Annotated in this window: 9 protein-coding genes; 1 reads left to right on the top strand and 8 read right to left on the bottom strand. The window is 68.6% G+C overall.

The genetic code is table 11. From position 1 onward, the window contains the following. Window positions 1–85: 85 nt before the first annotated feature. From KCH87_RS02565 to KCH87_RS02545, 5 genes are read right to left on the bottom strand one after another with little or no spacing between them, the layout of a single operon-like run. On the bottom strand, window positions 86–3,097 hold the full coding sequence (locus tag KCH87_RS02565) for a glycoside hydrolase family 2 TIM barrel-domain containing protein (protein ID WP_210583673.1): 3,012 nt from the start codon (window positions 3,095–3,097) through the stop codon (window positions 86–88). Between the two features lie 21 nt (window positions 3,098–3,118). Further along, window positions 3,119–5,857: a glycoside hydrolase family 38 C-terminal domain-containing protein gene (locus KCH87_RS02560; RefSeq protein WP_210583672.1), complete on the bottom strand. Its 2,739-nt coding sequence runs from the start codon at window positions 5,855–5,857 to the stop codon at window positions 3,119–3,121. A gap of 33 nt (window positions 5,858–5,890) precedes the next feature. Beyond that, a complete protein-coding gene (locus KCH87_RS02555; RefSeq protein ID WP_210584039.1) occupies window positions 5,891–6,697 on the bottom strand; it encodes a carbohydrate ABC transporter permease in 807 nt (268 codons plus the stop codon). 47 nt (window positions 6,698–6,744) lie between these two features. After that, entirely contained in the window at window positions 6,745–7,701 is a 957-nt protein-coding gene (locus KCH87_RS02550) for a carbohydrate ABC transporter permease (RefSeq protein ID WP_210583671.1), read from the bottom strand. Window positions 7,702–7,708: 7 nt separating this feature from the next. Then, complete coding sequence (locus KCH87_RS02545; protein WP_210583670.1) at window positions 7,709–9,046, bottom strand: ABC transporter substrate-binding protein; 1,338 nt, start codon at window positions 9,044–9,046, stop codon at window positions 7,709–7,711. 243 nt (window positions 9,047–9,289) lie between these two features. On the opposite strand from KCH87_RS02545, the gene KCH87_RS02540 reads away from it, so the two are divergent. Continuing rightward, window positions 9,290–10,291 carry a LacI family DNA-binding transcriptional regulator gene (locus tag KCH87_RS02540; protein ID WP_210583669.1) on the top strand — a complete coding sequence of 334 codons (1,002 nt, stop codon included), beginning with the start codon at window positions 9,290–9,292 and terminating at the stop codon, window positions 10,289–10,291. Between the two features lie 66 nt (window positions 10,292–10,357). Here KCH87_RS02540 and KCH87_RS02535 read toward each other — a convergent pair whose 3' ends face one another. The 3 genes from KCH87_RS02535 to KCH87_RS02525 form a co-directional block, all read right to left on the bottom strand. Further along, window positions 10,358–12,787 carry a GH92 family glycosyl hydrolase gene (locus KCH87_RS02535; protein ID WP_210583668.1) on the bottom strand — a complete coding sequence of 810 codons (2,430 nt, stop codon included), beginning with the start codon at window positions 12,785–12,787 and terminating at the stop codon, window positions 10,358–10,360. Window positions 12,788–12,999: 212 nt separating this feature from the next. Then, window positions 13,000–13,638 carry a hypothetical protein gene (locus KCH87_RS02530; protein ID WP_210583667.1) on the bottom strand — a complete coding sequence of 213 codons (639 nt, stop codon included), beginning with the start codon at window positions 13,636–13,638 and terminating at the stop codon, window positions 13,000–13,002. Then, entirely contained in the window at window positions 13,635–18,833 is a 5,199-nt protein-coding gene (locus KCH87_RS02525; RefSeq protein ID WP_210583666.1) for a family 43 glycosylhydrolase, read from the bottom strand. Before KCH87_RS02525 ends, KCH87_RS02530 begins: the two co-directional genes overlap by 4 nt. Between the last annotated feature and the right edge of the window lie 110 nt (window positions 18,834–18,943).

Here is an 18,943-nt window from a genome sequence, read left to right as displayed (position 1 = left end):
CGGTACAGACCGAGAACGCGATGATCGTACTCGGGTGTGTCATGTGCCTTGTACCAGGGGCGACTTGAAGAGCCCGGCGCCGTCCCTATCCTGCCGCGATGCGAAGCCTGATCGTGCGCGCTTCAGGTCGGAGTGCGTACTCGGGCCACACATCCGGTCCGCAGGCTCGCGAGCCGAGTCCGTGCTGGGCCGCGTCGATGATCAAGTGACTCGTCGTCGAATCGGGAAGCTCAAAGGGGTGTTCGGCTTGCGCGATCTGCTGGGGGGTGTGGCGGCTGAGGGTGAAGCCGGGGCGCCGCCCGTGTGTGTCGGGGATGGCCACGATCCGCAGCACCTCGGTGTCGCCACTCGCCAGCGTCAGCCGGCGTAGTCGGGAGCGGTGCCCGGTCTCCTGGGGGCGCGCGTAGTTGACCGAGAGATCGCGGACGGTGGAGGAGAAACGGAGGGTGCGTGCCGCTCGGAGGCTGTCGGGGTAGGACTCGAGCGGGCCCAGGCCGAACCAGTCGGCACCGTCGACGGGAGCCTCGCCGTCGGGCAGCTCGAAGCGAATCCCGATCCGTGGCCACACCGTCCGCCAGCCGAGTGAAGGCTCGATCTCCACGCGCAGTTCCAGTTCGCCGTCCTCGAGCGACCAGATGGACTCCACCGTCACCGACAGGGCGGAGTCCGCGGCGGAGACCTTGTCGACGGTGCGCAGGGCGCCCGCGGCGTGCTCCACTGTGATGCGCCGCGTGGTCAGCCGGTGGAGGCCGTCGCGACGCCACAAGTCGGCGTTGGACACTCCGGCGATGCTGGCGTCGCTGTCCTCGACTCCGTCGGACGGGCTCTCGTCGTTGTCGGTCGGCGCGCGGAACAGTTCCAGCCGTGGGCCGGTCACCGCGCGGCCGTTGAGGCGGACGAGGGAGCCGTCGATGAAGTCGGCGATTCCGAGCGTCAGCGTTCCGTCGTCCGGCCGCCAGTCGGTCCGTGACCGGACAGCAGGGACAGGGCGACGTGTCGAGCAGTCCAGCTGGGCTGTCGCGATCACATGCCCCTCACCTGCCCAAGCGGTTCCCGTCGCCAGCACCGCCTCGACCGTGAGCCATGTTTCGGCGTCCGGGGACACCGTGACCTGTGGCAGCGTCACCCGCCCCGACTCGCCCGCCGTGGCGACGGGGACCTCCAACTCCCCGGAGTCCACGGGCGTTCCGTCGTGCTCGACGCGCCAGCGGAAGCGCAGGTCCGATGTGTCGGCCGAGTGCCGCAGGTTCGTGAACTCGACCTTGTCGCCGTCGAAGGTGAAGCGGACCGGCTGCACCACCGCCTTGTACTCGTGGAGGCTGGGCGTCGGGACGTCGTCGCTCAACAGCATGCCGTCCATCACGAAGTTGCCGTCGTGCACGACCTCTCCGAAGTCGCCGCCATAGGCGTAGTACGGCGTCCCGTCCGGGGCCGTGGCCAGGATGCCGTGGTCGCGCCACTCCCAGACGAACCCGCCGTGCAGCCGCGGGTACTCATGCACCAGTGCCTCGTACTGGTCGAACGCTCCCGGACCGTTTCCCATCGCGTGGGCGTATTCGCAGAGCAGGAACGGCTTGGTGCGCTGCCGGGCGCTCTGTGCCGGAGTGCAGTTCAGCAGCGTGGTGCGGATGGCGTCGGAACCGATCCGCTCGGTCTCCGCCACCGACGCGTACATGCGTGAGTAGATGTCGGTGTACTCGCCGGTGTAGTCACCTTCGTAGTGCACGGGGCGTCCGGCGTCGCGCGCGTGCACCCACGCCGACATGGCGGCGAGGTTGCTGCCGGTGCCCGCCTCGTTGCCGAGCGACCAGATCACGATGCTGGGATGGTTCTTGTCGCGCTCGACGGTGCGCTGGATGCGGTCCAGATACGCCTCGCGCCATGCCGGGTCGTCGCTCGGATTGCCGACCCAGTCCACCTTGTTGAAGCCGTGCGTCTCCAGATCGCATTCGAGGACGACCCAGAAGCCGAGTTCGTCGGCGAGGTCGAGCAGCCGTGGATGCGGCGGATAGTGGCTGGTGCGGATGGCGTTGACGTTGAACCGCTTCATGCGGGCCAGGTCTGCACGGGCGTGTTCCTCGTCGAAGACACGGCCGCGCTCCGGGTGGGCCTCGTGGCGGTTCACCCCGTGGAACACGACACGGCGCCCGTTGACCAGGAACCGGCCACCGCGGATCTCGACCGTACGGAAGCCCACCCGCAGGGCGACGCTCTCCGCGGCCGAGGACACGGTGGCGTCGTACAGACGGGGCTGTTCGGCCGACCAGGGCTCCACGCCTACGACGTCGAGGGGGGCCACGTCGGTCGATGCGGCCCAGACCTGCTCGATGCCGAGTTCGGGGATGCGCAGCGTGACCGGGAACGCCGCCGCGTCGGCGGTGACCTCCAGGTCGATGCGCCCGTGCCCGTTGTCGAAACCGGTCCGCAGCCAGACGTCGTCAAGGCCCCCGGCAGGCCGGGCGAACAGGGTGACATCGCGGAAGATGCCCGGCAGCCACCACTGGTCCTGGTCCTCGACGTAACTGGCCGCCGACCACTGGTGCACCCGCACGGCGATGACGTTGTCGCCCGGCCGCACCGCGGACGTCACGTCGAATTCGTGGGCCAGCCGGCTGCCACTGGCGCTGCCGATCTCGGCTCCGTTCACCCACACCTTGAAGAGCGACTCGACCCCGTCGAACCGCAGCACCACACGGTCGGCGTCCGACCAGCCGGAGGGGAGGTCGAAGTGACGGCGATAGTCGCCGGTGGGGTTCTCGTCCGGGACATGGGGCGGGTCGATCGGGAACGGGAACTGGATGTTCGTATAGATCGGCCTGCCGTGGGCTCCGTCGCCCTCGAGCACCCAGTGCGAGGGCACCGGGATGCTGTCCCAACCCTGGTCGTCGAAGCCTTCGGTCGCGAAGTCCTCGGCCACCGATGCCGTGGGGGACAGACGAAAGCGCCAGGGCCCGTTGAGCGAAAGGGAGGGGGCGTCGGAGTGCAGCCACGAGCGGGCCGGGCGCAGAGCGCCACGTCCAGGTGCGGTGTCCTCGACATACGCGGAAAGCTTGGAGGGCAAGAGGTCACAACTCTTTCTTGGTAGCAGGTGGGGCATCCGAGCGCCTGTTGCGGCCGGTCAGCGGACCACGACGGTGCGGATCTCCCAGGGGCCGAGGGCGAGTTCGAGCCCGTCGTCCACCGGCGCCTCGGACAGGTGCCGGCCGAGCAGGTCGACCGTGGTGGCCTCGGTGAAGTCGCCGGTCACGCGGACGGTCGACGGCGTGTCGCTCATCGCGGCCAACCGGACCTCGGTGCCTTCACCGCGAGCGTTGTCGTAGACACGGCGGATGCTTGAGACGAGGACGTCTTTGCCGTCGACCCGCATACGACTCGAAGCTGGGGGCAGGTGGCTTGCGGCGGGCGCGGTCCCGCGGGTGACGAGCACGTCGTTGCGGAACTCCTCGGCGAGAGCGACCGCGTTCGCCCCCTGCCAGCCGGCCGCCGAGGGCAGCACGGCGAACCGGTTCTCGATGCGCATGCCGAGATCCTGCGCGCCCGGTGCGGGGATTTCGCTCGCCGCGGGCTCGTCACGGAGAGGATGGATGTTGACGCTGATCGAGCCGATGGCGCGCAGCAGGGTGATGGCGAGCGCGGAGCCGTCGTCGACGAGCTCGTACTCGCTGGAGTGGTCGAGCAGCACGGTGGCCGGGCCGGCCGACACGAAGGAACTCGCGGGGAAAGTGGGGAGCGGGTACTCGCCCCAGCCGCCCTCGGCGGTCAGTCCACGCTCGGTGACGGCGAACTGCCCGGCCGACGCGGATGTGTCCACGGGCTCGGGCAGCGGCACATGGAACCGCAGCCGGTGGTCGGCGCACTGGTTGAGGAACGCGGTGGAGACACGGACGAAGGGCTCGCCCGCGCGCACCTCCACGAGCATCTCCACCGGCGTCGGGACGGTGTCGCCGCTGCGCCGGTCCCGGTCGGAGGAGAGCGCCGCGGGCCACTCGTAGACGCGTGTGACGCGCAATCTGGCACGCAGCGGACCGTTCTCGACGAGTTCTACGGTGACCTGTGTCGGCCGCGACACCAGCACATCCCCACCCGGGGGAGCGTAGTTGTAGCTGTCGCCGCGGTCACCTCCGTCGACGAGGCGGCCGACTCCGCGCAGGACGGTGCCGTCCGCCCCGGTCACGTTCAGGGTGCCGTCATCGGCGACCACGACCTCGATCAGCCCGTTCGAGAGAGCGTCGGCCGTCGGCGTCACCGCTGCCCGCGCGGGTGCGGACGTCGCTGGGGCGGTCGGCTCGTCGCTCGTCGCGACCCGGAAACCGGCCAGCCCTGCGGCGGGGACGTGCACGGGCACCAGCGCGGTGGCCCGGGCTTCCGCCAGCGTTCGTACCTGCCACTCGCCCGGATAATCGGCAGCCGCGGCGGCGACCTCGCTGCGCAGCATCAGCAGGTCGAACGCTCCGCCGGCCGGTACCTCGGCGAGGTGGAACACGAGCGAGTTCGGGGTGAGTTCGTAGTGGTCGATCAGCAGGCCGAACAGCTCGCGGCGGTGGATACGGCGCAGCACTCGTTCGAGCTGCGAGGCGTCCATGCGCTCGTCGCTGAGGACGGTCGGGGCCTCGGAGACCAACTGCACGGGATGCGCGGATCCGTCGGAGGCGGTCGCCATCAGCGCGGTGCCCTGCGGTGGCGCCACGACATCCACTTCGACCAGCGCCGTGCGCGCCGACGGCAGCGGGTTGGCGACCAGGTAGCCGTCGCTCGGCACCAGGGCGGCGGGCTCGGCCAGAGCCGTGTCCCGGACGGCACGGGCCGTCTGCGCGGCTTCGGCGAGCCGTGCCGCGACCTGGTCGCAGGTCTCGTCGGTGCCGGAGCCGACCACCGAATCATGGGCCGTCGACTCGATGATCTTGTGCCAGGCGAGGGCGAGGAACGCCGAGTCGTCGCGCCGGGACCACAGGGCGTTCATGCGCTCGGCGTGGTCGATGGTGCGCTCGGCGGCGGCCATCCGCTGCTTGAGTCCGAGCCGTACGGACAGCACGCCCGGGAGGATGTTGCCGCGCACATGGCTGCGCAGTTCACCGGTGACGACGGCGCCCACCTCGTCACGCACGTGCTTGCGGATGTACTCGTCGAGCGTCGCGACGGTGATGGCACGCTCGTCGCCGGCCGCGCGGCGCAGCCAGGACGTCAGCTCCGGGTCGGGCGCGTTGTGGTCGGTGCCCGCCATGGCCAGCACCGGATCGCCACCCCACCGCTCGGCCGTCATCCGGGCGTACTCGCCGAGCGCCCGGCCGATCCGGTCGGGCACCAGCAGGACGTCGAGGCCGTTGTCGTAGCCGTCGAAGAGGAACTCGGTACGCACTTCGGAGCCGTCGGGAGCGCGCCAGCGGAAGGCGTGACCGTCGACGGAACCGGGCACCCCGCGCCACAGCGCCGCATGCTCGATCCCCGCACGCGCCAGGATCTGCGGCATCTGCGCGATGTGCCCGAACATGTCCGGCAGATAGCCGACGGGCATCGCGCCGCCGAGGCTCTCCGCGGCCGTCCACCCCATCTGGAGATTGCGCACGATGGTCTCACCGGAGCAGAGGAACTCGTCGAGCAGGATCAGCCACGGCCCGATGGCGAGCCGGCCCTCGCCGACCAGAGCGGCCAGACGATCGCGGTTCTCCGGCCGCATCTCCAGGTAGTCCTCGACCGCGGCCATCTGCCCGTCGACGGTGAACCGGAAGTCCGGGTGCGTCTCGGCGGTCTCCAGCACGGTGTCGAGGGCGGAGACGAGCCGGTGCCGGAAGACCTGGAAGGGCTCGTACCACTCCCGGTCCCAGTGGAAGTGGGGCACGAAGACGGCGGAGTTCTGCATGGGGGGAAGGACCTTCTGTGCAGGGGGTGGGCGTTACTTGAGGGAGCCTGCGGCGAGCCCGGTGCGCCAGAACCGCTGGAGGAGGATGAAGACGATGATCACGGGCACGATCGACACCAGCGAGCCGGCGATCACGGACTCCTGGAGGAGCGGGGAGCGGGCGGTCTGCCCGTTCCAGGTGAAGAGGCCGAGCGTGATCGGGAAGAGGGACTCCTTCTGGAGCATCACCATCGGGAGGAAGAAGTTGTTCCAGATGCCGACGAACTGGAACAGGAAGATGGTCACCAGCGCCGGCGACATCAGCTTGAACGACACCGAGAAGAACGTGCGGAACTCGCCGGCACCGTCGAGGCGCGCGGACTCGATGAGTTCCTGGGGCACGGCGGCGTTCGCGAAGATCCTCGCGAGGTAGACGCCGAACGGGCTGACGATGCTGGGCAGGAAGACCGCGAAGTAGGTGTTGACCAGTCCGACTTCGGAGAACAGCAGGAACAGCGGCAGCGCCAGCGCGGTGCTGGGGACCAGCACACCGCCGAGAATGACCGAGAACAGGAACTCCCGGCCGCGGAAGCGGAACTTGGCGAGCGCGTAGCCGCACAACGCCGAGATCAGGGTGCCGACAGCCGCGCCCAGCACCGCGTAGACGACCGTGTTCAGGATCCATCGGGCGAAGATGCCGTTGTTGAAGGTGAACAGGGTGTGCAGGTTGTCGAACAGCTGGAAGTTCGAGAACGTCAGGCCGTTGGTGGAGGCGAGATCGCCCTGCGGCTTCGTCGCCGCGACGATCAGGAAGTACAGCGGCAGCAGGAAGTAGATCGCCAGCACGAGCATCAGGGCCATGACGGCCGTACGGCTCACGCGGCCTTCCTGGACAGGGGGTCGCTTGTTCACAGTCCCGCCCTCTTGGAGGTCAGTCGCATGAACCCGAAGCTCAAGACGAAGGTGATGACGGCGATGACCACCGAAATGGCCGCGGCCTGCTGGTAGTTGTTCCCGACGGCCACGGTGTACGCCAGCATGTTCGGGGTGAACGTGCTGGAGATGTTCGAGGAGATCTGGCGCAGCACCGCCGGCTCGGAGTACAGCTGAAGCGTGCCGATGATGGAGAACACCGTGGTCATGACGATGGACGGGGCGATGATCGGGACCTTGATGCGCCAGGCGATGGTCCAGTTGCCGGCCCCGTCGATCCTCGCGGCCTCGTAGAGCTCCTGCGGGATGGACTGAAGCGCCGAGAACATGATCAGCATGTTGTAACCGGTCCACAGCCAGGTCGAGACGTTCGCCGCCGACCAGAGCACGGCACCCGGGCCCAGGAAGTCGGGGTGCAGACCGATGCCGTTCAACAGGTCTACGACCGGGCTGAGTTGCGGCGAGTAGAGATACGACCACATGATCGCGGCGATGACGCCGGGCACCGCGTACGGCATGAACGCCGTGATGCGGAAGAACCCCTTGAGCTTCAGCAGGGGAGCGTCCAGCAGCAGTGCCATGACCAGCGCGACGAACAGCATGACGGGCACCTGGACGATGCCGAACAGGCCGATACGGCCGATGCTGGACCAGAACTCGTTGTTCTGAAACACCTCCACGTACTGCTCGAAACCGCCGAAGGTCGTGTACGAGGTGCCGTACTGCCCGCCGGAGCGGCGCACCACGCGGAAGCTCTGCCAGAGCGCGTAGCCGATGGGTACCAGGTAGAACAGCACGAACGGCAGGAAGAAGGGCGTCAGGAACGCGACGATGGTGCCGGCCCGAGGGCCGCCGACGTCCAGACGCGGACGGCGGCGACCCCGGGGCGGTGGTGACACCGCGTCGGTCGGACGGGTGGCGATGTCGGTCATGCTGCGGTCACTTGCCCGCTGTGGCCGGGATCGCCAGGTCCTGCATCGACTTCAGCGCGGAGGACTGGGCAGCCGCGAGCGCGTCGGTCAGCTTGCCGTCACCGCCCGCCGCCTTGGCCATCGCGTCCTGGAGCGCCAGGTTCACCGTCTTCTGGGTGGGACCCCAGGCGAAGTCGGTGTCGATCTTCTTGGACGACTCGGCGAAGACGTCGAAGATCTTCTCGTTGTTGTAGTACGGCACACCCTTGGACAGCGCAGGAAGCTTCAGCCCGTCGTTGGACGCCGGGTACAGGCCGCCCAGCTCGTTCGACATCGCGAGCGCCTCGGGGTCGGTGTTCAGCCACGTGTTGAACTCGGCCGCCTCGTACAGGTGCTTGCCGCCCTTCATGAACGCGACGGTCGAGCCGCCCCAGTCACCGGAGTTGCCGTTCGCACCCCAGGTCGGCATCGGGACGATCGACCACTTGCCGGCCTGGTCGGGCAGGTTGTCCCGGATGCCGCTGTAGCCCCAGGCGGCCCCGACCTGGGTGGCCATCTGGTCGTTCTGGTAGGCGGCGAACATCTGCGTCGATCCGTTGGCGAGGTCGGTGCGCACGAGCTTGTCGTCGATCAGCTTCTGCCAGTAGTCGGCGACCTGCTTGCTCTGGTCCGACTCCACGGTGACGTGCCACTTGTCGTCGGAGTAGCTGTACATCTGCGCGTTGTTCTGCCAGAGGAGCCCGTTGAACCACTCGGCGTTGTTCGGGTCGAAGAACGTGATGGTGAGTTTCGGGTTCGCCTTGTGCAGCTTCTCGGCGGCGGTCGCGTACTCGTCCCAGGTCGTCGGAATCGGGACGTCGTACTTCTTGAAGATGTCGGTGCGGACGTACAGGGCCATCGGACCCGTGTCCTGGGGAAGGGCGAACACCCCGGTGCCGCCGAAGCTGGCCTGCGACCAGGTCCACGGAACGAACTTCGACTCGGCGTCGGCGGCCGTCTTGCAGGCCGTGGCGTCCACGAAGGCGTCCTGGGAGCGCAGGGTGGGCAGCTGGTCGTAGCCGACCTGGGCGAGGTCCGGCGCCTTATCGGCCTTCAGGGCGTTGCCGATCGCGCCGTACTGGTCGTTGGAGATGTTCTTCGTCTCGACCTGGATGTCGGGATGTTCCTTGTTCCACAGGTCGACGACCTTGTCCATGCCGTTGACGGTGTTCCAGTACTGGAGGGTGACCTTGCCCTTCGAGGGCTCGCAGGAGGCGGCGGACGCGTTGTCGGACGACGAGTCGGACGACGAGCACCCGGCGAGGACGACCACGCCGGCGGCCGCGGCTGCGATGACGAGACGAGTACGTGTGATTGTGCTGCTCATGTCTTCCGTTCCAGATAACGACTAGCGACGGTGCTAGGCGGGTCGACGTTGACACCTGGAGGCGGATGCCTTCTGGTTGGAATGAGGGGCCGTGAGCGGTAACGTGAGCGCTCACGGGAGCGGTAACGGGAATTGATTGGGAGTGTGGGCTTCCATACGCCGGAGTGTCAAGGCTCCGTCGCCCCCCGGCATACTCGGTGTCCCTGCGGCGCACGCGCGTCGGCAATTTCGCGGAGGTGAGTGATGGCGTCGTCGGGGACCGGACCCCGCAGGGTGACGATCGACGATGTGGCCCGGAGCGCCGGAGTGTCCCGGCAGACCGTGTCGCGGGCCCTCAACGACAAGGGCGAGATCGGTGTCACCACCAAGCAGCGCGTGCTGGACGCCGCCCTTGCGTTGGGATACCGGCCGAGCCGGTTCGCCCGGGGACTGGTCCGACAGGACACGATCAGCGTCGGACTGGTGATCCCCGATCTGCTCAACCCGTTCTTCACCGAGGTCGCGGCCGCCGCGCTGGACGCGGCGCGGGGGCACGGCTGGCACGTGGTCGTGTACGACACCGGAGACCGCATCGAGGAAGAGCGGGGCACGCTTGAGGTGATCGCCTCGCAGGTGGATGCCGTGGTGGGTTACCTGAGTCAGTCCGAGGACGAGATCGACAAGCTGACCCGGGGGCTCCCCGTGGTGCTCATCGACCGGGGCGACCGCACCGAGCGGTTCAGCTCGATCCGCATCGACGGCAAGGACGGCGTCCATGCCGCGATCAGGCATCTGGCCGAGGCGGGGCACCGGCGCATCGGCATGCTCGATCACGCGGAACGGTCCCAGCCGAGCATCCGGCACGACTGGTTCGACGCCGCGATGTCGGCCTGTGGACTGGACGCCGGCTCCGTGAGCCGCGCGGACCAGAGCGTCCCGGGCGGGGAGAGCGCACTCCAGGAGCTCCTCGCCCGCCACCCCGACGTGACCGCAGTGTTCACGTTCAACGACATCATCGCCATAGGAGCACTGCGCGCCGCGCGCCGGCTCGGGCTTCGGATCCCCGCAGACCTTGCCGTGATCGGCTTCGACGGCCTCCAGCTCGGCGAACTCGTCGAACCGCCGCTGTCCACCGTGGCCCTGGACACGCGTGGGCTCGGGGCGCTCGCCGTCGAACAGGCGGCCCGGCTGCTGACCGGAAGCGGTCCGCTCGGTAGCGACGAACTGGTGGTGGGGGCGCAACTGCGGCTGCGTGAATCGGCATAGGCGGCGCTCACCGCTCGCTTCTTGGAAGGGCCGGTGTGGGCCCGGCATGCCAGGCCCACAGGCGAGTCACTGCGGCAGACCGCCCGGGTCGGTTGCCCACTGGGTGTTCGGCTGCTCGGTGAGACGGAAGGTGAGGGAGCCGCCCGATCGTGTCAGACCGGCATCCGTCCAGGACTTCTGATGCGCCCGTCCGTCGAGGCGTACGGCGTCCACGTACACGTGTGTGTCGTCGGCGTCGGGGGCGTTGACGGTGATGTCTCTGCGGCCGGGCCGGTCCACCACCGCGGTGCGGAAGAGCGGGGCTCCCAGCAGCAGGGAGGCGCTGCCCGGGGTCTGCGGATACAGGCCCAGGGCGGAGAAGACGTACCAGGCGGACATGGTGCCCAGGTCGTCATTGCCGGGCAGGCCCGAAGGTCCGGTGCCGTAGACGGTGTCGAGGATCTGGCGCACGGTCGCCTGGGTCTTCCAGGGCTGTCCGAGCGCGTTGTAGAGCCAAGGGGCGTGAATGCCGGGCTCGTTGGTCGGGTCGTAGCGCAGCGGGTCGCCGCCGCGGACCGACCAGGAGCCGTCCGCCTTGTGGAAGAAGCCGTCCAGCCGTGCGGCGGCGACCTCCCGGCCGCCCATCGCGACGGCCAGCCCCTGGACGTCCTGCGGCACCATCCAGGTGTAGGTGGCGCTGGTGCCCTGGGCGAAGCCGAGGTCGCCGGCGGGGTTGAAGGGGGTGACCCAGGAGCCGTCGAGCCGGCGGGCCTGGATGTAGCCGGCACCGGTGGTGGCTTCGGGGTTGAAGACGTTGCGCCAGTAGGCGGCGCGTCCGGTGAAGACCTCGGCCTCCGTCTCCCGTCCGAGCAGCTTCGCCCACTTGGCGAGCGCGGAGTCCGCGACGGCGTCCTCCAGGGTCTCGGCGGCACCGCCCCAGCAGTGGCACACGTCCTGGGCGGCGTACTGCGAGCTCAAGTACTGGGCCAGGTTGGGGCGTTGGCCCACGCACTGGCCGGGGCAGCCGGCGTCCGACAGTCCGTCGGGGTGGGGCACGGTGGCCTGGCGGACAAGCGAGTCGAAGGCCCCCTCGTAGTCGAAGTTGCGCACGCCCATGGCATAGAACGTCGCCAGCGTCGCCGCGGACGGGTCGCCGGTCATGACATGAGTGGCGCCGCTGACGTGTACCCAGCGGTCCCACACCCCGCCGTTCTGCCGCGCGAAGTTGTACAGCGACTGCGCGAAGTCGCCCGCCACGGTGGGCTTCAGCAGGGCGAGCAGTTGGATCTGGGCGCGGTACTGGTCCCAGCCGGAGAAGTTGCTGTACTGCGCCCGCTGTCCACGCGCCAGCCGGTGGACGGCCTGGTCCATGCCCCAGTAGCGGCCGTCGGTGTCGCTGATCAGGTTCGGCTGCATGAGGGAGTGGTAGAGCGCGGTGTAGAACGTCTGGCGGCGGGCCGCGCTGCCGCCCTCGATCCGGACGGTGTTCAGTTCACGGTCCCAGGCCCGCGCCCCGGCCTCGGCCACGTCGGCCACACTCGCGTCCGGCTCGACCTCGTCCCGCAGGTTGGCCTCGGCGCCGGCAAGGCTCACGTACGAGATGCCGAGCCGCATGTGGACATCGTTGTCGGAGCTGGTGTCGAAGCCGACCCAGCCGCCGGAGCCGCGACCCGCGCGGTCCGCGCCGGTCGCGTATCCCTCGCCTCCTGAGGCCATGGCCGAACCGGGGGAGAGCGTGCCGTCCTTCCAGGTGCCGACCGAGGAGAAGGCACGGTCGAAGGAGGCGCTGAAGTGCAGCTTGTAGTAGCTCTTGCGGTTGTTGACCCCGCCGTTGGCGCGGCGCCCGCAGAAGGCGCCGGTGAGTACCCATCCGGTCACCTTGCGGTGGGCGGCGTCGATGTCGACGTGCGCGTCCTCGCTGCCGTTGAGGGAGTTGGAGACGCGGAAGAGCAGGTTGGCCGGCTGGTCGCTCGGGAACGTGAAGTCCGCGACGCCCGCGCGCTTGCTGACCGACAGGTCGGCCGTGGCGCCGGACTTGAGGCCGAGGGTGTAGCGGCCGGGCACGGCCTTCTCGTCGGCGTGCGAGAAGTCGGCGGCGTAGACGGCGTCCTTGGTGTCCGCGGAGGGCGAGGACGTGACGTCGCCGACGAACGGCATGATCGGTACGTCGCCCGCGGCACCGGGATTGCAGCCGGCCCCGTTGACATGGGTCAGGCTCAGACCGCGGATGCGCGTGGTGTCGTACTGGTAGCCGTTGGCCGCTCCCGTGCTGGTCTGGTCGCCCGTGGTGCTCGTCGGGGACCAGGCGATCATCCCGTACGGGAGGGTGGCACCGGGATAGGTGTTGCCGCCGTTCGCGGAGCCGATCAGCGGATCCACGAGCGCGGAGGGCCGCTGGGTCGGCCCCTCGGCCGCCGAGCCGGGGAACGGCGCGGCCACGGCGAGTGCGGTGGCGAGCAGAGCGGTCGCGGATCTGGTGCCGAAGCGTCTTGCCGTGCGCGGTCGATAGGAGCGCATATGTGCAGTCGCCTTTCGCGGAGGGGCACATGAAGAACAGGAAGCAGAGCCTGACGTGGAGCGTCCCGAGGGTAGGAGGACGTCCGGAGTGAGGGGAGCGGCTTGCGCGTCCTGGCGGTGAAGGCGGGGTGAACGGTGTCGCGGGACTACGCACGAGGGCGCATCCGGAGTGCGATACCCCGGATGCGCCCGCTGAGACACCCATCCTGAAGTTACAGACCGTCACGCACCATGGCAGCGACGATCTGCACGTGGCGGTCGGCCGCGGTGTTCGAGAACTCGTTCTCGTAGTTCAGGCCGTAGGGCCAGAAGTGCCCGCCGCCGGTGGACAGCGTGGCGCTCGAACCGTCGAACTGCCTGACGAGCGCCGTGGCCTGCGTGCCACGCCAAGTTCCGCTGGATCCCAGGGAGTTCCAGCCCGAACTGGTGCCCACGCCGATGGTGTGGGCGATCTCGTGCAGCGCGGTCCGCTCAGTCATGTAACTACGGTTGCCGAAGCGGATGGTTCCGTTGATGTTGCCGTCGGCGGTGGGTACGCCCGGGTCGTAGCGGACGGTGATGGTCTTGCCCAGGTCGCTGAGGTTGTTGTAACGGGCCACTGCCGCGTTCATGGCCGTCGTGATGAGGTTGTACGCCGTCAACTGGTCCTGAGTGGGGTTGGCCGCCCGCTCGAGCGTCCAGGTGATGGTGGCCGCCGCCACCTGTTCCTGGGGAACGGGTGCCGTCTGCGGTGCGGCCTGCGCCACGCCGGGGCCCACTAACAGGGCGGCCGCCAGGGCGGCGACGACCAGTTTGCCGCGCCGGGGTATGGCCGTTCGGTCAGTGCGTTCCTGGGTCTGTCGTGAACTCATGTGGGGGGTTCCTCCTTGCCGAGGGTGATGATGCCCATGAGCTTCGGGCTGGTGGCGTTGTCGTAGACGACGTCGCCGCCGGACGTCTTCCAGATCCTGATGCGGAAGGTGTCCGGAGCATCGGTGGCGGTGATGCGGAAGGTGTAGCCCCTGGTGCCGTTGACGGTGCCCGATCCCTGGTGGACGGCGCGCGAGCCGGTCACCACGAGCCAGTCGGAACCGGTCGAGCGGAACGTCAGCCGGGCCGGACCGAAGTCGAAGGAGGCCCTTGCGGTGGGAACGGTGGCTCCCTTCGCGTAGAACGCGGTGAAGGAGAAGGCGGCCTTCCCTGTCAGGTCCGGGTCGGCGGGGGAGGCGCCGGCCGGGGAACTGAAGACGCCGGTGCCGAGGGCCGGTCCCGCGGAGCGGTCGTAGACGATCAGTTCGGGGAGAGTCCTGCTGTCCGAGGCACCCTCGTCGTCGGTGAGGGTGATCACCGGGCGGCGGATGCCCGCCTTGCTGTAGGTGTGTTCGGCCCGGCAGGTGGTGGCGGTGACCGTGCCGGACCGCGGCTCGGTGCCGTCCTTCCAGTCGACCGTGCAGGTGTGGGTGTCGCTCGTGCCCGGGTCGGTGAACCGGGCCGTGACGACCGCCCGCTTGCCGACCGACACCGGGGAGCGCGGTCCCTCGGCGGAGGTGATGACCGGTGCCGCGTTGGCCACCTCGACGATTGCTGTGTCGCTGCTGCGGCCGCCGGTCAGGGTGAGTTCGTAGGTGCCGTCGTCGGTGCAGGTGACCGTCGTTGTCGCCGCACCCGTGTCGGCGAACGTGCAGGGCGCCCCCGCTTCGGCCGTCCACTTCGCGCTGCCCGCACCGGAGAGCGTGCCGTCCAGCGGGATGGCGTCGCCTTCCTGCCCGCCGGCGTCCGGACCGGCGTGCACGATGGTCACCGGGTCGATGCTCGTCAGGGTGGGCACGACCTTCTTGATCAGGCCGTCCGCGTCGAACTCCAGCCTGTCGACGGTCGTTTCGCGGTGTGTGCCGTCACCGCCGGGGATGGCGAACCGGTGGTAGGCGATGTACCAGTCGTCGCTGTTCGGCACCTGGACGACGGAGTGGTGGCCGGGACCCTTGATGCCGAGCGAGAGGTCCTTCTCCAGGATCACGCCGTGCTTGGTCCACGGGCCGGTGGGGGAGGGGCCGGTGGCGTAGGCGACGCGGTAGTTCTCGTCGCGGGTGTCGTTCTCCGACCACATGAAGTAGTAGGTGCTCTTGCGCTTGATGACGAAAGTGCCCTCGTTGTAGCCGCTGGGGGTCATGTCCTCGACGTTCGCGGTGTCGATGGAGGTCATGTCGTCGTTCAGCGGAGCCACGTAGGCGTGGCCGTTGCCCCAGTAGAGGTACGACTTCCCGTCGTCGTCGGTGAACACCGCCGGGTCGATCATCTGCCCGCTCAACTGGCCTGCTTTGAGCAGCGGTTGCCCGAGCGCGTCCTTGAACGGACCGGTCGGCGAGTCGGACACGGCGACACCGATGTTCGCGTCGGCGCAGAAGTAGAAGTAGTACTTGCCGTCCTTCTCGGCGATCGTCGGCGCCCAGGCCCTGCTGTCCGCCCAGGAGACGTCGGGACCGAGGTCGAGGATGACGCCGTGGTCCTTCCAGTGGACCAGGTCGGTGGAGGAGTACGCCTTGAACTGCGTGCCGCTCCAGCCCTCGAAGCCGTCGGTGGTCGGATACATGTAGAAGGTGTCGCCGAAGCGGACGATGTTCGGGTCGGCGTTGAGGCCGGGCAGGACCGGGCTCTTCATGATCAGCGCCGAGACCGTCCAGGTCCGCTTTGTGCCGTCGGACCCGGTCACCTCGTACGTCACCGGCTCGGTGAAGTCGTGGACGCTGCCGGAGGCGGGGCTGATCGCCGCTCCGTGGGCGAGGGTGAACTCCGGTGCGAGGGCGGTGAGGTCGGTGCCCTCCGTCATCGGTAGCGTGATCCTGCCGCTCGCGTTGTCGATGAGCGCGGCGACCTTCAGCGCGGGGTGCGTCGCCTTGGCGATGCCCGCGGTGTTCCCGCTGAGCTCCATGACCTCTGCGGCCGACAGGGCCCGGTCGTAGATGCGGAAGTCGTCGACCTCGCCGCCGAAGTACGGGTCGGCCGAGTACAGGGAGCGGCCGATGTAGCCGCTGTAGTCCTTGTTCGCGTCGTACAGCTCGGACGGCTTGACGGTGGTCGTCGTACGGGCCGCCTCGATGCCGTCGACGTAGAGGACCATCGTGCCGGTCGGGCCGTCGAGGGTCACGGTGACGTGCCGCCACTCGCCGGGCGTGAGCTGCGAACCGGCCGTGAGCTTCGACTCCGCCGTCCAACTCGCCTTGGTGATCGCCGAGTACAGGCTGGAGCCGCCGTTGGAGGGGGTGGCGAAGAGGTACTTGTCGCTGTCGGGCCCGAGCCCGAAAAGCCACTGGAAGCTGTTGCCGCCCTGCCACTTGGCGTACGTCGACACGGTCACGCTGTCGGCGTTCTTCAGCACGCCGTTCGGGATCTTCACGTAGGGGGACGTGTCCGAGTCGCCGGACATCTTGAACGAGCCGCCGTGCACGCCGGTCCCGAAGTCGGGCGTACGGACATAAGTGCCGTGGTAGCCGTGGCCGCTGGAGTCCCGGGCGATGCTGCCGCCCGTCTCGTCGAAGTCGTAGTCCAGCAGCAGGTCGGCCGGAACGTCCGGGCCTTCCTCCGACACGGTGACCTCGGCGCGGACCGGGATCGCGGACCCGTCCGGCAAGCCGCCCGTCACCGTGAAGGTGCCGGCCTGGGTGTACTTCGACTCCGGTACGTCCTCCCAGGTGACCGCTACGGGGCGCTCGACGCCGTCGGCATACCTGGCGATCGCGGTGGCGGGCAGGACAGGGGCGTCACCGATCCGCGTCTTCACGGACACGTCCTCGACGCCCTCGACGAGCTGGTCCGGCTGGTAGGCCCGCAACAGCCGGTCGTACTCGGCCTGGGTGACCGGGAGGACGGTGCCGTGGCGCGGCCTGGCGGGCAGGTCGTAGTCCGCGGACGGGGTCCAGGTGCCGGAATCGAGGTCGGTCGTCTCGAACGGTATGTAGCCGCGGCCGCCGAACTCGTCGAGGAACGCGTACCACTTGTCCTCGGTGTTCGACTTGAAGACCAACGGCCCCTCGGCCGCGCTCATCGCACCCTTGCCGATCCCCTCGGCAACCGCGTCCCAGGACGGGTTCAGGATCGAGTCGCTCTTCTCCTCGAAGATGAACTTGCTGTTGGGAGTCGAGGAGCTGTTGTTCCGCTCGTCCTTCGAAAGGCGGTAGTACGTGCCGTCGTGCTGGATCATCGTCGAGTCGATGACCGAGTAACCGCGGTCGATCCAGACCTTGGGCTCGCTGAAGGTGTGGAAGTCGCGGGTCGTCGCGTACATCATGCGGTTGTACGTGTCGCCCGAGTGCGCCTCGTTGTCGTACAGCTTCGACGCCCAGAAGACGACGTACTCGCCGCGCTGCGCGTCGTAGAACGCCTCCGGTGCCCAGGTGTTGCCCGCGCTGTCGGGGGAGACCTTGACCAGCCGCTGGTTCGTCCAGTGCACCAGGTCGGTGGACTCCCAGACCATGATGGACTTGCTGCCGGTGCGCTGGGCGGCGTCCCAGTCGCCGTTGCCGTAGATCCGTAGGTCGGTGGCGATCCGGTAGAACTTGTCGCCCTCGGGGGAGCGGATGATGAACGGGTCGCGCAGGCCCTTCTCGCCGAGCGTGGAGGTCAGGACCGGCTTGCCGTCGTTCAACTCCCGCCATTTCAGCGGGTCGTTGCCCTTGCTGAGGGCGGCGTAGAGCTGCTCGCCGTCCGAGGTGCCCTCGCCGGTGAAGTAGCTGAACATATAGCCCTTGAGGGCTTGTTTCGCGGGGAGTTCGGGGACGCTCGCGGTGAAGGCGCGGGTCGCCGTCGCCTCGCCCTTCGTGACGGTGGCGGTCAGCTCGACGGTGATTGCGCCGTCGCCGTGCGGGGGTCGGTGGACGACGCCGTCGGCCGAGACCACGTCCGGGTTCGCGGAGGACCAGGCGACCTTGGTGCCGTAGGAACCGGCCGCCGGGAGGGCGAGGTTGCCGCGGACGTCGTCGAGGTTGTGGACGGCGAGGGCCTCGGCGGACTGCTGGGCGGCCGTCTGGTCGTCGAAGGCGGGGAGAACCGTGACGTCGAAGCTCTTGGTGTCCGTCACGGCTCCCTTTTTGAGGGTCGCCGTCAGCGTGGCGTGGGCGTCCGGTTCGCCGGCGGCGGGGCGGGTGACCTTGCCGGTGTCGGACACCACGGAGGTGTTGTCGCTGGCCCAGCCGATCGTGGAACCGCCGGCCGTCCCGGTCCTCGGCAGGTCCAGGTCGGCCGTGAGGGCGGAGGTGTCACCGAGACTCAGCGCCGCCTTGTCGTCGGCGATGCCCTGTGTGGCTACGGGAAGGGCGAGCTGCTCGACCTGGGAGGCGTCCAGCGCACGGTCGTAGATCCGGAAGTCGCGGATCCTGCCCTTGAAGAGCTTGTCGCCGGAGTAGACCGACTTTCCTATGTAGTTGGCGGTCGTGGTGCCGGAGCCGATGGCGCCAGGGGTGATGGTGACGGAGGTGTTGCGGCCGACTTCGACGCCGTCCTCGTACAGCACACCTGTCGAGCCGGTCTGCGTGTAGGTGAGGTGCTTCCACACCGCGCGGGTCAGGTTGTGCGAGTCGGCCGGCCTGGTGGTCTGCTCCGTCGACCAGTTGCCGGTCGCGATCGAGGTGCGCAGGGAGTTGCCGGTGGTGAACAGGTACCCGTTCCCGCTGCTCCCGCTGGAGTTGCCGAAGCCGTAGATGAAGTACGGCGTGGACTGCGCGGAGTCGACCAGCACATCGGTCGAGACGGTGATCGCGTCCAGACCCTTCATCACGTCGTCCGGCACCTTGATGTAGGAGTCGGAGCCGTTGAAGGCGAGCCCCTGCCCGTTGCCCGTCCAGTCGGCGGTCCCGCTCACCGTGCCGTCGCGGCCGTTGCCGGAGGCGTCGGCGACGGTGCTGCCGGAGGCGGCGTCCAGCTTGTACCAGAGGGCCGGCCCCTCGGTGACGTCCGCGGTGTCCGCGGCCTGCGCGGGTGCGGCGAGGCCCAGGAACAGCGACGCGGTCATCAGGCCTGCGAGACGGCCCGCCCTGCGTCTCGCACGGGTGCGCGGACCTGCGATGTACGTCATGTGGTGTTCCCTGCTGAGGCATGGCTGACGGAGGAAGGGAAGGCAAGGGGAGCGAGCCGGGAACGGGCGCTGCGGCCAGGGCGCCTTGTTCGTTTCGGCTGTGTGACGTC

This window comes from Streptomyces sp. GESEQ-35 (genome assembly GCF_017948485.1).
In the GTDB taxonomy this organism is placed as follows: Bacteria; Actinomycetota; Actinomycetes; order Streptomycetales; family Streptomycetaceae; genus Streptomyces.
Note: the sequence above shows the minus strand (reverse complement) of the source record. Positions and strands in the feature narration are given on the sequence as shown.

What these genes read in the sequence shown, in the direction of transcription:
- KCH87_RS02565 (WP_210583673.1), bottom strand. Translation starts at nt 3,097, where the DNA reads ATGCCCCACCTGCTACCAAGAAAGAGTTGTGACCTCTTGCCCTCCAAG.
- KCH87_RS02560 (WP_210583672.1), bottom strand. Translation starts at nt 5,857, where the DNA reads ATGCAGAACTCCGCCGTCTTCGTGCCCCACTTCCACTGGGACCGGGAG.
- KCH87_RS02555 (WP_210584039.1), bottom strand. Translation starts at nt 6,697, where the DNA reads ATGGCCCTGATGCTCGTGCTGGCGATCTACTTCCTGCTGCCGCTGTAC.
- KCH87_RS02550 (WP_210583671.1), bottom strand. Translation starts at nt 7,701, where the DNA reads ATGACCGACATCGCCACCCGTCCGACCGACGCGGTGTCACCACCGCCC.
- KCH87_RS02545 (WP_210583670.1), bottom strand. Translation starts at nt 9,046, where the DNA reads ATGAGCAGCACAATCACACGTACTCGTCTCGTCATCGCAGCCGCGGCC.
- KCH87_RS02540 (WP_210583669.1), top strand. Translation starts at nt 9,290, where the DNA reads ATGGCGTCGTCGGGGACCGGACCCCGCAGGGTGACGATCGACGATGTG.
- KCH87_RS02535 (WP_210583668.1), bottom strand. Translation starts at nt 12,787, where the DNA reads ATGCGCTCCTATCGACCGCGCACGGCAAGACGCTTCGGCACCAGATCC.
- KCH87_RS02530 (WP_210583667.1), bottom strand. Translation starts at nt 13,638, where the DNA reads ATGAGTTCACGACAGACCCAGGAACGCACTGACCGAACGGCCATACCC.
- KCH87_RS02525 (WP_210583666.1), bottom strand. Translation starts at nt 18,833, where the DNA reads ATGACGTACATCGCAGGTCCGCGCACCCGTGCGAGACGCAGGGCGGGC.